We start from the raw sequence: 13457 nt of genomic DNA on the forward strand, positions 1-13457 counted from the left end.
ACCCACCGGCGTGAAGTTCTTCAACTGGATCGGCACCATGTGGAAGGGCTCGCTGTCCTTCGAGACACCGATGCTCTGGGCGGTCGGCTTCCTGATCACGTTCCTGTTCGGCGGGCTGACCGGCGTGATGCTCGCCTCGCCGCCGCTCGACTTCGCGACCTCCGACAGCTATTTCGTGGTGGCGCACTTCCACTACGTCGTCTTCGGCACGGTGGTGTTCGCGATGTTCTCCGGCTTCCACTTCTGGTGGCCGAAGATGACCGGCAAGATGCTCGACGAACGCCTCGGGAAAATCACCTTCTGGACGCTGTTCGTCGGCTTCCACGGCACCTTCCTGGTCCAGCACTGGCTGGGCGTGAACGGCATGCAGCGCCGGATCCCGGACTATCTCGCGGCCGAGGGGCTGACCACCCTCAACACGGTGTCGACGATCTTCTCGTTCCTGCTCGGCTCCTCCATGCTGCCGTTCTTCTACAACGTCTGGAAGACGGCGAAGTACGGCGAGAAGGTCGAGAGCGACGACCCGTGGGGCTACGGCCGTTCGCTGGAGTGGGCGACCTCCTGCCCGCCGCCGCGGCACAACTTCCGTTCGCTGCCCCCGATCCGCAGCGAGTCCCCGGCGTTCGACCTGCACCATCCGCGGCGGCGGGACCGGTCGAGGGAGCTGACCGCGCGATGAGCACGGGGGACGAGAGGACGCTGGTCCAGGAGGTCGAGGGCCACCTGCTGCTCGCCGCCGCCCGGGAGCAGGGCCGTACGGCGGCGGCCCGGGTCGCCGACCGCCTGGGCTGGCTCACCGACACCCAACGGGACGATCTGGAGCGCCACTTCGAGTCGGAGTACCTGGCCATAACCCGCACGTCGTGGCGCCGCACCGCCGACCGCGCCGAGGAGCTGCGGCACGCCTACGAGAGCAGGTACCGGACCCTGCGGCAGCGGCTGGTGGCCTGGGGCGTGCTGGGCGCGGCCCTGCTGGCGGCGACGGGCCTGCTGGTGATCGCCGCCGGCTGAGGCGCGTGGGTCCGCCGGCGCACACCCGGCCGGCGCCTCGCGCCTCAGACGTCTCAGAGTCTCGGGCGTCTCAGGTGTAGTCGAGCACCATCCGGAAGCGGGCCTTGCCGGCGAGCATCTTCCGGTAGGCCTCGTCCGCGCGGTCCAGCGGGACGGACTCGGTCATCGGGCGGATGCCGTGCAGGGCGCTGAAGGCCATGGTGTCCTCCACGTCCTGCGAGGTGCCCGAGGGGTGGCCGCGGACCACGCGGCCGCTCATCAGCAGCTGCACCGGGCTGATGCCGAGCGGGTCGGTGTCCGCGCCGATGACGACCAGCTCCCCGCGGTGGGCCAGGCCGTCCACGGTGTCCGCGATGGCCTCGGAGTTCCCGGCGGTGGCCAGCACGACCTTGGCACCGCCCAGCGACTGCAGCGCCTCGGCGACCGGGGTGCCGGAGGTGCTGTCGACGTAGTGGTGGGCGCCGAGCTGCTTGGCGAAGTCCGCCTTCTCGGGGCCGCGGGCGATGCCCACCGTCTCGAAGCCCATCGCGGCCGCGTACTGCACCCCCAGGTGCCCGAGACCGCCGAGGCCGAGCACGGCCACCAGGTCGCCGGGCCGCGCGGAGCTGCGCCGCAGCCCGTTGAAGGTGGTCACGCCGGCGCAGGCCATGGGGCCCGCGTCGCCGGCCGAGATTCCTTCGGGGATGCGGGCCAGGGCGTCGACGGGCGCGATCACCTTCTCGCCGAAGCCCCCGTCGTAGGCCCAGCCCGGGACCGTGAGGTTGGGGCACACGACGAAGTCGCCCTCGCGGCAGGGCCGGCAGTGGCCGCAGCTGCCGCCGAACCAGCCGACGGCCACCCGGTCGCCGACCCGCCAGCCGCGGTCGTGCACGCCCTGCCCCAGCTCCTCGACGCGGCCGGCGATCTCGTGCCCGGGCACCTCGGGGAAGGAGACACCGGGTAGTCCGCCGCTCACGAAGAGCGCGTCGCTGTGGCAGATGCCGCAGGCCTCCACGGCGATCCTCACCTGCCCGGGTCCCGGTTGCGGCACCTCCCGCTCGACCAGCTCGAACGTGCCGTTCGGGGCGGTCACCTGCGCGGCTCGATACGTACTCATGCGTGTCTCCGGAGAACGGGTACAAAGGCCCCCCAACCAGCAGACCAGCTCCACCCCGATCCCGCGCGCCGAGCCACGTGGGTCGGGCCGCCCCACCCAGGGGCGCGGGGAACTGCGCGACCAGCCACGACGGCGACGCAGACGGAGACGACGAGGACACCCCACGGCGGGCCCCGGTCCGCGACGCCGGTTCACTGGCCCCCCGCCCGCCACCCCTCCGCCCGAAGAATCAAGAGCAGCTGCCGCACAAGCTCGTCGACAACCTCGTCGAGACTCGCGTCCACCCACCCCGCACTCCAGTCGTGCAGCAACCCGTTCACGCTGCCGATGAAGGCCGTCGCCGCGAGCCGGTAGTCGCGCGGGGCCGCCTCCCCGCGCCCCACCGCCGCGTCCGCCTCGGCGCGGATCAGGTCGACCCAGCGGGCCCTGCGGGCGAGCTGCTGCTCCTCCAGCGCGGGACTGACGCCGATGATCTCGACGAAGGTGATCCGGATCCGGCGCGGGTCGGAGGTGACGTCACGGGCGTAGGCGCGGAACAGCACGGCGACCCGCTCGGCCAGCGGCAGCCCCTCGGCCGCGGCCAGCGCGTCCAGCACCGCCTGTTCCGCCCAGCCGTTCACCTCCAGGTGCAGCGCGGCGAGCACGTCCTCCAGGGTGCGGAACTCCTCGTAGAACTGCCGGGTGGACAGGCCGGCGGCCTGGCTCAGCGCGGCGACCGTCGTCTGCCGGAAGCCCGGGCTGTCGCCGAACAGCCGCAGCGCCGCGTCCAGGAACCGGCGGCGCCGCTCGGCCTGGCGTTCCTCGGCGGACCTGCCGCCGTAGCGGCCCTTCGGCGCCCTGAGTCTGCCCGTCACGCGCGCCCCCTCCGCTCACCCACCGGTTCCCAATCTTGTCGTGCACACATCTTGTCGAGTAGGCCGCACCCTCCTTACTTTTCAGTAAGTCGACTGTGAAAGCGCCCGTGTTCAGATTTCCCCGAGGAAAGAGAGCAGTCATGCCTGCCTCCAGAACCAGGCACCTTCGCTCCGTCGCCGCCGCCCTCGCGCTGACCGTCGCCGCCCCCGCGACCGCCGCCTCCGCCACGACCGCCGCGTCCGCGGGAACCGGTCTGCGCGAGGTGATGTTCGTCGGCAACAACTGGGACGGCACCGCCGATGTCATCCGGTCCTCAGGAGACTTCGCGAAGATCGGCCGGGTCGACGTGATCCCGGACAAGGCCCAGCGGATGGCCGAGATCAACGCGGACCCGATCAAGTGGATCTACTTCACGGCGATCCGCAACGGCGTCGGCGAGGGCCACGACCAGTTCGCCGACGACATGTACTCCACCCCGGACGGCCGCTCGGTCGTCGTCTCCCGGCCGAGCTTCGCGGACGTGGTCTCCCTCGACCTGGCCACCGGCCGCATCAACTGGCGTTTCCCGGTGGCCGGTTACCGGGCCGACCACATGGCGGTCTCACCGGACGGCACCCGGGTCGCCGTGTCCGCCTCGACCGCCAACACCGTGCACGTGCTGGACATCGCCACGGGCCGGCAGCTCGGCTCCTTCGCGACGGGCGACAAGCCGCACGAGAACATCTTCACCAAGGACGGCAAGTACATCTGGAACATGTCCATCGGGGACGTCAACACGTCCCTGGACGACCCGGGCTGGGACTGGACCAAGGGCGACCGCCACATCACGGTGGTGGACGCGACCACGTACAAGCAGGTCAAGGTCATCGACATGCGCCAGCGGCTGGACGCGATCGGCCTGAAGAACTTCTCCGACGCGGTACGGCCGGCCGTCTTCTCCCCCGACGAGTCGAAGCTGTACTTCCAGGTCTCCTTCTTCAACGGCTTCCTGGAGTACGACGTCGCCGCCGACCGGATCACCCGGGTGAAGACGCTGCCGAAGAACCCGGCGACCAGCGAGGACCGCACCACCTGGGTCAACGACTCGCGCCACCACGGGCTTTCGATGAACCCCGAGGGCACCAAACTGTGTGTCGCGGGCACCATGGACGACTACGCCACGGTGGTCGACCGCGCCACTCTCCAGGAGGGCCCGCTGGTCACCGCGTCCAAGCCGTACTGGGCCACGGTCAGCGGGGACGGCAAGGACTGCGTCATCTCCGAGAGCGGGGCCGACCAGGTCACGGCGATCGACTTCGCGACCGGCGAGAAGGTGACGTCGGTCCCGGTGGGCGACCACCCGCAGCGGGTGCGGCTTGGGCACGTGCAGGCCGACTGGACGGGCCCGTCGGGGAGCTGACGGGCCGGCGCGGCCTCCGGGCGGGTCCCCGGAGGCCGCGCACCGGCCGGTGGCCGCGCTCACCTCAGAAGTGCGCCGCCGTCCACGCGGCCAGTTCGGCGCGCGCCGCCCCCAGCAGGTCCGCCGAGGGGGCCGTGGCACCGTTGGTCACCAGGGCGAAGTGCGGGACACCGGAGTCCGTGGCGGTGAGCAGCAACCGCCGGCTCCCGGTGCCGCCCGGTTCGGGCGCCACGCCGACGGGGGTGTCCGCGGTGTGGGCGGGCGGCCCGCAGACCGTGCCCAGGTCGGAGACGACGGTGGTGGCCGGGGTCGGGAAGGACCCCGGCAGGTGCAGCTCGGTGGGTGCGTCGCCGCCGGAGCGCCAGACCAGCACCCCGTACTGGCCCGAGCCCACCAGCCGGGCCGTGGCCGGCAGGGAAGCCGGCACCGGGTTCCAGGTCAGGGTGGACGAGCCGTCCCGGGAGCGGTCCTCGTAGGTGAAGGCGAGAGCGGTGCCCGCGGTGGCGCTCGGGTAGAGCCGGTCGAGCAGCCGGGCGTCCTGGCGGAGCACCGGGATGCCGGCGTCGTCGAGCCGGACGGCGGAGAGGTCCTCGCCGTTCCAGCCGTCGCCGGAGGTGAGCACCTTGCCGGGGTTGCCGTTCATCGGCTCGTGGTGCCGTCCGCTGTAGAGATCCCACTGCCACTGCGAGCCGGACAGCACCGGACCGGAGGCGGCCGGGTCCGTCCACCAGCGGGCGCCCGGCAGCCGGGAGTCGAGGCCCTCGTACATCGCCTTGAGGACGGTCGGCGCCTTGTCGGAGACGGTGCCCGACAGCGGGTGCCCGAACTCGCTGACCACGGCGGCGGTCCCGGCGGCGGAGGCCCGGTCGCGGACGGCGGCGAAGTCGGCGGCGTACTGGCCGTCGGCCGCCTTGCCCCACATCAGGATGCCGGAGATGGCCTTCTGGTCGTAGAAGTGGGTGTTGAGGACGTAGTCGGGGCCGAACGTGCCCGCGTCCAGCAGTCCGCCCTCCTGCCGCTGGGTGGAGATGTTGGCGTTCCAGAAGAGGTTGGGTTCGACGAAGGCGGGCTTGTCCTGCCAGCCCGCGGCGTCCATGCGGGCCCGGAAGCGGGTGTAGAACGGCCAGAGCAGGTCGCGTTCCCAGGTGCGGGAGGTCTGCCCGGAGTCGTAGGTGCCCGCGTACGGCTCGTTGTACGGGTCGAAGCCGACGACACCCGCGAACTCGTCCTCGTCCAGGTGGCGTTGGAGATAGGTCATGGTCGCCTGGGCGGTGCCGAGGAAGGCGTCCTGGACGCCGTGGGCGTTGTGCCAGAAGTCGTACTGCGCCTGCCGCACGGCCGCGTTCTGGGTGATGTTCTGCCCCCAGAAGAGGCAGATCCCGCAGGACTCCTTGGGGTGACTTCCGGCTTCCACGGCCCACTTGGGGGCTCCGTCGCCGGTGTACCAGCTGCCCGCGTCGAACAGGTACCGCGAGTACAGGTCCTGGTGGAAGTCGGGGTAGACCCGGATGCCCGCGTCGAGGAAGGCGCTCATCTGCTCGGTGACCGCGGCCAGATAGGCGGTGTCGGTCTGGCCGCGCACGGGTTCGGCGTGCGCCCAGGAGAGCGGGAAGCGGACCGCGTTGCCGCCTCCGAGGGCGCGCAGCGCGGTCGCCGACCTGCGGGCGTCGGCGGCCGAGGCGAAGGGCAGGCCGCCGTTCTCCTCCAGCTTGGTCTCACCCGAGACGTTGTACCCGCGCAGCACGACCTCGCGGCCCTGGCCGTCGACGAGGCGGCCGCCGCGCACGGTGAGCGGGCCGCCGTCGAACCAGAGGGAACCGGAGGGAGTGGTGGCGGTGGCGGGCGGAGCGCCCGCCACCGTCAGGAATCCGCAGAGGACGACCAGCACCAGCAGCAGACGCGCCCCGATATTCGGCATGTACACCACAGTCCGGCGAGGCCCGGCCGGCGTCAATACCGACTGACTCCCGAGTAAGTTGACTGCCAGTCAGCTCAACGATTCAGTCGCCCACCCGGCGCGTCACGTTCAGCAGGTACTCCTTCCGGTCGAGCGGGTTGTGGTCGGTGCGCGGGCGCTCGGGCAGCGGGCCCCGGGTGACCGGCGCGTAGTGGTCGAAGACGGTCTCCAGCTCGCCCTCGCCGCGGGTGAGCCCGGGCAGCCGCTGCCCCAGTTCGTGGACCCGGGCGGCGGGCACCGCACCCTCCAGGACGCCGGCCCGGTCGTGCCCGCCCGTGCTCTCCGGCACCGCGCCCAGCCGGGCCAGCACCGGCAGCAGGGCGCCCAGGGTGTCCGCCGGGGCCTCGATCCGGAAGCGGTGCATGGGCTCGTACACCACCGTGCGCGCCCGGCGCAGGGCCTCGACCAGGACCAGCGGGGTCAGGCCGCGGAAGTCGTAGCCGGTGCTGGACATGCTCTTGTCGAACCCCTGGTGGGCGTGGCTCTGCCGGGGCGAGTAGCCCGCATGGGTCATGGTGACGGCGCAGTCGGTGACCTGCCAGCCGTGCAGCCCCTGCCCGAGCGTCTCGCGCACGGTGTCCTCCACGGCCTTGAAGAAGGCGTACGGCATGGAGCCGAGTTCCACCTCCAGGCCGAAGCGCACCCCCGAGCCGGGCGGTGCGGCGTCCACCCGCAGGCCGACGGTGGCGAGGAAGGGGTTGCCGTCCTTCTTGTTGAACTCCACCGCCGCTCCGCTGCCCGCCGGTCGTTCGACGCACAGCGTCGTGGTCTCCCGGAAGGTGACGTCCAGGCCGTAGTCGTCGGCGAGGGTGGCCTCGATGACCTCCTTCTGCACCTCGCCGTAGAGGGAGACGGAGGTCTCCTTGCGCAGCTCGTCGTGGCGGACGCCGATCAGCGGGTCCTGCTCGGCCAGCTGGGTGAGGGCGAGGTGCAGCGCACGCCGGTCCGCGCCGGGCCCGGGCACGACGACCGTCTCCAGGGTGGGCGGGGCGAAGTGGTGCCCGGCGGCCCGGCCCGGCGTGCCGAGCGCGTCGCCGATCCGGACGCCGCCGAGGCCCCACAGCCGGGCGATCCGGCCCGCGCCCGCCTCCTCCCGCCGGACGTCGCCGCCGTGGTCGAAGACGGTGAGGGCGGTGATCCTGCCCTCACCGCGACCGTCTCCCCGCTCGCGGCCGTCACCCTTCTCACGGCCGGCCGCCCCCTCGCGGCCGTCCCCGAACGGGACCCGGTCGCGCACGCGCAGGGTGCCGGAGAAGATCCGCGCGTAGGCGATCTTCTCCCCCGCGGGGCCCCGTTCCACCTTGAACACCGTGCCGGACAGCGGGCCGTCCGGGTCGCCGGAGGCGGGCGGCAGCAGCCGTTCGACGCCGGTGACGAGTTCGGCCACGCCGGCACCGGTGATGGCGGACCCGAACCAGACGGGGTGGACCAGGCCCCGCCGGGTCTGGGCGGCCAGGGCGGCGTCCAGCCGGCCGTCGGAGATCCCGTGCGTGACGTAGGCGGCGAGCAGGTCGTCGTCGCGGTCGGCGAGCACGTCCAGCGCGGACGGGCCGAGCCCGGGGACGAACCGGGCGGCGCGGGTGCCGAGCCCGGCGGCGGTCCCCATCGGGACGAGCGGCACGGCCAGCCGGCGGGCCATCTCGTCCAGCACGGAGGCGCCGCGCGCGCCGCGCCGGTCGATCTTGTTGACGAAGACGAGGGTGGGGATGCGCAGGCGGCGCAGCGTGCGCATGAGGACGCGGGTCTGCGCCTGGACGCCCTCGACGGCCGAGACGACCAGGACCGCCCCGTCCAGCACCCCGAGCACCCGTTCCACCTCGGCGATGAAGTCGGGGTGGCCTGGGGTGTCGATGAGGTTGACGGTCACGGAGTCGAGCGGGAAGGAGACCACCGCCGACTTGATGGTGATCCCGCGCTGCCGCTCCAGGGCGAGTGTGTCGGTCCGGGTGCTCCCCCGGTCGACGCTTCCGATCTCGTCGGTCACTCCGGCCGTGTGCAGCAGCCGTTCGGTCAGGCTGGTCTTACCGGCGTCGACATGGGCGAGGATTCCGAGATTGAGCAGGTGCACTGAGCGTGATGTCCTTCGGCATGGGGTGGATTCCTTCCTCGGTGGACATGCACGCAGTGCGCATCGGTGGTCCTCTCGGTGTGACGTCGGGTCCGTGCAGTGCAGCAGGGGCGCCCCGCCGACAGCAATGGATTAATGCTCAACTAATCCCCCGCCGCAGCGCTCGCCGCACGCAGGACACGGCCTTAGAGTGACGTACATCACGCCCGGTGGCTGATTACCCACGCCCCTGCCCGGCACGGTCTGGAGGGCACACATGACCCACATCTCGGTGAACGTGGACGGCACGACGTACGAGGACGACGTGGAACCCCGTCTCCTGCTCGCCCACTACCTGCGCGACCGCCTCGGCCTGACCGGCACCCCCATCGGCTGCGACACCTCCAACTGCGGGGCGTGCACGGTCGACCTGGACGGCGCGACCGCCAAGAGCTGCTCGGTCCTCGCCGTACAGGCGGACGGCTGCGAGGTGACCACGATCCAGGGGCTGGCCAAGGACGGCGAGTGGACCCCGCTGCAACGCGCCTTCCACGAGCGGCACGGCCTGCAGTGCGGTTACTGCACCCCCGGGATGATCATGGCGGCGCGCGACCTGCTGCGGGAGAACCCGCACCCGACCTCCGACGAGGTCCGCCACGCCCTGGAGGGCAACCTCTGCCGGTGCACCGGCTACCAGAACATCGTCCGCGCGGTGCTCGACGCCGCCGGCGCCGAGGTCTCCGAGGAGGTCACGGCATGACCGACCAGGCCGTGGGACCCGAGATCGGCCGCTCCCGGCTGCGCAAGGAGGACGCCCGGCTGATCACCGGCCAGACCAACTGGACCGACAACATCCAGCTCGCCGGACTGCTCCACCTGGCCATCCTGCGCAGCCCGATGGCCCACGCCCGCGTCACCCGCGTCGACGTCTCCCCCGCCCTGGAACGCCCCGGCGTGGTCGCCGCGTTCAGCGGCGCCGACCTCGCCGAGGGCCTGGGCCCGCTGCCCTGCGCCTGGCCGGTCACCGAGGACATCGTGCTGCCCGACCACCCGCCGATCGCCGTGGACGAGGTCCGGCACGCCGGTGACCCGGTGGCGGTCGTGGTGGCCCGCGACCGGTACGCGGCCGCCGACGCGCTGGAGGCGATCGAGGTCGACTACGACCCGCTGCCCCCGGTGCTCGACCTGGAGGCCGCGCTCGCCGAGGGCGCCCCGCTGGTCCACGCCGACAAGGGCACCAACCGCTGCTACACCTGGCCGCTGGCCACCGGCGAGAGCTTCGCGTCGGTGCGCGAGCGCGCCGAGGTCACCCTGAAGCGCCGCTACCACCAGCAGCGGCTCATCCCCAACGCCATGGAGCCGCGCGCGGTCGTCGTCACCCCGCTCGCCGCCTCCGGCGAGTACACGGTCCACTCGGCGACCCAGATCCCGCACATCCTGCGGATCATGCTCGCCACGGTCACCGGCATCCCCGAGCACAAACTGCGGGTGGTCGCGCCGGACGTCGGCGGCGGCTTCGGCTCCAAGCTCCAGGTGTACGGCGAGGAGGCCGTGGCGCTGGCGGTGGCCCGCAGGCTCGGCCGCCCGGTGAAGTGGACCGAGTCCCGCTCGGAGGGCTACCTCGCCACCCACCACGGCCGCGGCATGATCCAGGACGTCGAGATCGCCGCCACCCGCGAGGGGAAGCTGCTCGGCCTGAAGGTCGACCTGCTCGCCGACATGGGCGCCTACCTCATGCTCGTCACCCCGGGCATCCCGATCCTCGGCGCCTTCATGTACCCGGCGATCTACAAGATGGACGCCTACGAGTTCACCTGCACCGGCGTCTTCACCACCCGCACCCCGACCGACGCCTACCGGGGCGCCGGCCGCCCGGAGGCCACGTTCGCCATCGAGCGGACCATGGACGAACTGGCCGTCGAGCTCGGCCTCGACCCGGTGGAGGTACGCCGCCGCAACTGGATCCGGCACGAGGAGTTCCCGTACACCACCGTCGCCGGGCTGACCTACGACAGCGGCGACTACGAGGCCGCCACCGACAAGGCGCTGGCCCTGTTCGGCTACGACGACCTGCGCGCCGAGCAGCGCGAACGCAACGAACGCGGCGACACCGTACGCCTCGGCATCGGCGTCTCCACCTTCACCGAGATGTGCGGCCTGGCACCGAGCCGGGTGCTGCGCGACCTCAGGTACGGGGCCGGCGGCTGGGAGGCGGCGGCCATCCGCATGCTGCCCACCGGCAAGGTCGAGGTCGTCACCGGCACCAGCCCGCACGGCCAGGGCCACGTGACCTGCTGGAGCCAGATCGCCGCCGACGTGCTGGGCGTGCCGTTCGAGGACGTCGAGGTGGTGCACGGCGACACCAGGGTGGCCCCGCAGGGCATGGACACCTACGGCTCGCGGTCGCTGGCCGTCGGCGGCGAGGCCGTGCACCGGGCGGCCGCGAAGGTGGTCGAGAAGGCCCGGCGGATCGCCGCGCACCTGCTGGAGGCGAGCGAGCAGGACCTGGAGTTCCAGGGCGGCGCCTTCTCCGTCAAGGGCTCACCCGAAGCCCGCAAGACCATCCAGGAGATCGCCCTGGCGGCGTTCACCAGCCATGACCTGCCCGACGGCGTCGAACCGTCCATCAACGCCGAGACGGTGCTCGACCCGGAGAACTTCTCCTACCCGCACGGCACCCACCTGTGCGCGGTCGAGGTGGACACCGAGACCGGGAAGACCGGCATCCGCTCCTACGTCTGCGTCGACGACGTCGGCCGGGTCGTCAACCCGATGATCGTCGAGGGGCAGGTGCACGGCGGTCTCGCCCAGGGCATCGCGCAGGCGCTGTTCGAGGAGGCCGTGTACGACGACGAGGGCAACCTGGTCTCCGGCACCATGGCCGACTACCTCGTGCCGTCGGCGGCGGACCTGCCCGACTTCGTCACCGACCGCACGGAGACCCCGGCCGTCGGGAACTCCATGGGCGTCAAGGGCGTCGGCGAGGCCGGGACGATCGCCTCCACACCCGCCGTGGTCAACGCCGTGGTGGACGCGCTCCGGCCGCTCGGCGTCCGGGACGTACGGATGCCGTGCTCGCCGCACCGGGTGTGGCAGGCGATCCGGGCGGCCCGCTCCGGGGCCACCGCGGAGACCACCGGGACGGGCCCGGCCCAGTCCGGGCAGTCCGGTCAGGCGGCGCAGTCCGGCGACATCGGCCAGTACGGCGGACCCGATGGGCCGGTCCGGCCGGGAACGGAGGGTTCGGCATGATTCCCCCCACGTTCGACTACACCCGTCCGGCGAGCGTGGACGAGGCGCTGCGCGCGCTCGCCGACGCGGGCGACGACGCCAAGGTGCTGGCCGGCGGGCAGAGCCTGCTGCCGCTGCTGCGGCTGCGGCTCGCCTTCCCCGAACTGGTCGTGGACGTCGGCCGGATCCCGGAGCTGCGCGGGGTCCGCGAGGACGGCGACACGCTGGTCATCGGCGCCATGACCACGCACCACGAGGTGGTCCACGACCCGCTGGTGCGCCGGCACGCCGGGCTGCTGGCCCAGGCGACGGCCACGGTGGCCGACCCCGCCGTACGGCACCGGGGCACCCTCGGCGGTTCCCTGGCGCACGCCGACCCGGCCGGTGACCTGCCCGCCGTGGCCCTGGCCCTGGACGCCGAACTCGTCGTCGCGGGACCGGGCGGGCGGCGCACGGTCCCGGCGCGGGAGTTCTTCGTCGACTACCTCCAGTCGGCGCTGGCGCCCGACGAGCTGCTGGTCGAGGTGCGGGTGCCGAAGCGGGAGGGCTGGGGCTTCCACTACGAGAAGTTCCACCCCGTCGCCCAGTCCTGGGCCATCGTCGGGGTGGCGGCACTGGTGCGGCGCGACGACGGGCGCATCGCCGAGGCGCGGATCGGGCTGACCAACATGGGCTCGACCCCGCTGCGGGCCACGGCCGCCGAGGAGGCGCTGTCCGGCGCCGACAGCCCCGGGGCGGTGGCCCGGGCCGCCGAGGCGGCGGCCGAGGGCGCACGGCCCGCCCAGGACCTGGCCGCCTCGCCCGAGTACCGCGAGCACCTCGCCCGGGTGCTGACCAAGCGGGCGGTGCTGGCCGCCACCGGGATGGGGTGAGCGCCGATCACCCGGATGGACGACCCGGAGCAGGTGCGCGCCCGCCTGGAGGAGACGGGGTACCTCGTCGACGAAGGGCTGGCGATCACCTGCTTCCTGGCACTGACGCTGCACCGGCCGCTCTTCTGCGAGGGCGACGCGGGGGTGGGCAAGACCGCGCTCGCCGCCGCCCTGGCCGAGGCGCTCGGCGCGCCGTTGATCCGGCTCCAGTGCCACGAGGGCATCGACGCCTCACAGGCCCTGTACGACTGGGACTTCCCCCGCCAGCTGCTGCACCTGCGGGCGGCCGAGGCGGCCGGGATCAGGGACGCGGACCGGCTGGAGAGCGAGCTGTACGACCGGCGCTTCCTCATCGCCCGCCCGCTGCTGCGGGCCCTGCAGACCCACCCGGCGGTGCTGCTGGTCGACGAGATCGACCGGGCCGACGACGAGTTCGAGGCGTTCCTGCTGGAGCTGCTGTCGGAGTACTCCGTCTCGATCCCCGAGCTGGGCACGCTGCGCGCCGAGGAGCCGCCGGTGGTCGTGCTCACCTCGAACCGGACCCGGGAGGTGCACGACGCGCTGAAGCGGCGCTGCCTCTACCACTGGTTCGACCACCCTTCGTTCGGGCGCGAACTGGCCATCGTGCGGCGGCGGTTGCCCGAGGTGTCGGCGCGACTGGCCGAGCAGGTCACCGCACTGGTGCAGACCCTGCGGGGCGCGGACCTGCTCAAGCCGCCCGGGGTGGCGGAGACGATCGACTGGGCCGAGGCACTGCACGCCCTGGGCGCGAGCGAGGTGGACGCCGACCTGGCGGTGGCGACCCTGGGCTCGGCCCTCAAGTACCGCGAGGACGCGGACCGAGCCCGCGGCCTCGACCTCACCGCCGTCCTGGCGGCCCGGGGAGGCTGACGATGACCCGTCGACGGGAGGAGGGGGCGGCCGGCCGGGTGGGCAGATGCCGGCCGCGGGCCATGGCGCGGCCGACCGGGCCGTGAGGGCGGAGGGAG

11 protein-coding genes are annotated in these 13457 nt (G+C 72.6%); 7 read left to right on the top strand and 4 right to left on the bottom strand.

The genetic code is table 11. The features are described 5' to 3' along the window. Together PV343_RS39600 and PV343_RS39605 are read left to right on the top strand one after the other, a co-directional pair. Positions 1-679: cbb3-type cytochrome c oxidase subunit I (locus PV343_RS39600; RefSeq protein ID WP_319151896.1), on the top strand; the 679-nt coding region annotated here is incomplete at its 5' end. Next, positions 676-1011: a hypothetical protein gene (locus PV343_RS39605; protein ID WP_319151897.1), complete on the top strand. Its 336-nt coding sequence runs from the start codon at positions 676-678 to the stop codon at positions 1009-1011. The genes PV343_RS39600 and PV343_RS39605, both read left to right, overlap by 4 nt. Before the next feature lie 70 nt (positions 1012-1081). Here the strand turns inward: PV343_RS39605 and PV343_RS39610 are convergent, their stop codons facing one another. Then, on the bottom strand, positions 1082-2107 hold the full coding sequence (locus PV343_RS39610) for an alcohol dehydrogenase (protein WP_319151898.1): 1026 nt from the start codon (positions 2105-2107) through the stop codon (positions 1082-1084). A 191-nt stretch (positions 2108-2298) separates the two neighbouring features. After that, entirely contained in the window at positions 2299-2961 is a 663-nt protein-coding gene (locus PV343_RS39615; RefSeq protein WP_319151899.1) for a TetR/AcrR family transcriptional regulator, read from the bottom strand. A 140-nt stretch (positions 2962-3101) separates the two neighbouring features. Between PV343_RS39615 and PV343_RS39620 the strand changes: the two genes are divergently transcribed. Beyond that, the gene (locus PV343_RS39620) at positions 3102-4361 is read left to right on the top strand and encodes a YncE family protein (RefSeq protein ID WP_319151900.1); all 1260 of its coding nucleotides are present in this window, start codon (positions 3102-3104) and stop codon (positions 4359-4361) included. Between the two features lie 64 nt (positions 4362-4425). On the opposite strand, the gene PV343_RS39625 is transcribed toward PV343_RS39620, so the two are convergent. Both PV343_RS39625 and PV343_RS39630 read right to left on the bottom strand, forming a co-directional pair. After that, on the bottom strand, positions 4426-6279 hold the full coding sequence (locus PV343_RS39625) for a cellulase family glycosylhydrolase (protein WP_319151901.1): 1854 nt from the start codon (positions 6277-6279) through the stop codon (positions 4426-4428). Positions 6280-6361: 82 nt separating this feature from the next. Beyond that, positions 6362-8386, bottom strand: a complete 2025-nt coding sequence (locus tag PV343_RS39630; RefSeq protein WP_319151902.1) for a translation factor GTPase family protein — start codon at positions 8384-8386, stop codon at positions 6362-6364. 256 nt (positions 8387-8642) lie between these two features. Here PV343_RS39630 and PV343_RS39635 point away from each other — a divergent pair, with 256 nt between their 5' ends. The 4 genes from PV343_RS39635 to PV343_RS39650 are packed head-to-tail and all read left to right on the top strand — an operon-like array spanning position 8643 to position 13359. Then, the gene (locus PV343_RS39635) at positions 8643-9125 is read left to right on the top strand and encodes a (2Fe-2S)-binding protein (RefSeq protein ID WP_319151903.1); all 483 of its coding nucleotides are present in this window, start codon (positions 8643-8645) and stop codon (positions 9123-9125) included. Continuing rightward, positions 9122-11617: a xanthine dehydrogenase family protein molybdopterin-binding subunit gene (locus PV343_RS39640; protein ID WP_319151905.1), complete on the top strand. Its 2496-nt coding sequence runs from the start codon at positions 9122-9124 to the stop codon at positions 11615-11617. Before PV343_RS39635 ends, PV343_RS39640 begins: the two co-directional genes overlap by 4 nt. Further along, entirely contained in the window at positions 11614-12468 is an 855-nt protein-coding gene (locus PV343_RS39645; RefSeq protein ID WP_319151906.1) for a xanthine dehydrogenase family protein subunit M, read from the top strand. The genes PV343_RS39640 and PV343_RS39645 overlap by 4 nt, the downstream gene beginning before the upstream one ends. Before the next feature lie 15 nt (positions 12469-12483). Then, the gene (locus PV343_RS39650) at positions 12484-13359 is read left to right on the top strand and encodes an AAA family ATPase (protein WP_319151907.1); all 876 of its coding nucleotides are present in this window, start codon (positions 12484-12486) and stop codon (positions 13357-13359) included. Positions 13360-13457: the final 98 nt, after the last annotated feature.

The organism is Streptomyces sp. WI03-4A, assembly GCF_033792105.1.
GTDB classification, from domain to species: Bacteria; Actinomycetota; Actinomycetes; order Streptomycetales; family Streptomycetaceae; genus Streptomyces; species Streptomyces collinus_A.

Bases quoted from the DNA above. Each gene is read 5' to 3' on its own strand.
- PV343_RS39605 (WP_319151897.1), top strand. From the start codon at position 676: ATGAGCACGGGGGACGAGAGGACGCTGGTCCAGGAGGTCGAGGGCCAC.
- PV343_RS39610 (WP_319151898.1), bottom strand. From the start codon at position 2,107: ATGAGTACGTATCGAGCCGCGCAGGTGACCGCCCCGAACGGCACGTTC.
- PV343_RS39620 (WP_319151900.1), top strand. From the start codon at position 3,102: ATGCCTGCCTCCAGAACCAGGCACCTTCGCTCCGTCGCCGCCGCCCTC.
- PV343_RS39625 (WP_319151901.1), bottom strand. From the start codon at position 6,279: ATGCCGAATATCGGGGCGCGTCTGCTGCTGGTGCTGGTCGTCCTCTGC.
- PV343_RS39635 (WP_319151903.1), top strand. From the start codon at position 8,643: ATGACCCACATCTCGGTGAACGTGGACGGCACGACGTACGAGGACGAC.
- PV343_RS39640 (WP_319151905.1), top strand. From the start codon at position 9,122: ATGACCGACCAGGCCGTGGGACCCGAGATCGGCCGCTCCCGGCTGCGC.
- PV343_RS39645 (WP_319151906.1), top strand. From the start codon at position 11,614: ATGATTCCCCCCACGTTCGACTACACCCGTCCGGCGAGCGTGGACGAG.
- PV343_RS39650 (WP_319151907.1), top strand. From the start codon at position 12,484: ATGGACGACCCGGAGCAGGTGCGCGCCCGCCTGGAGGAGACGGGGTAC.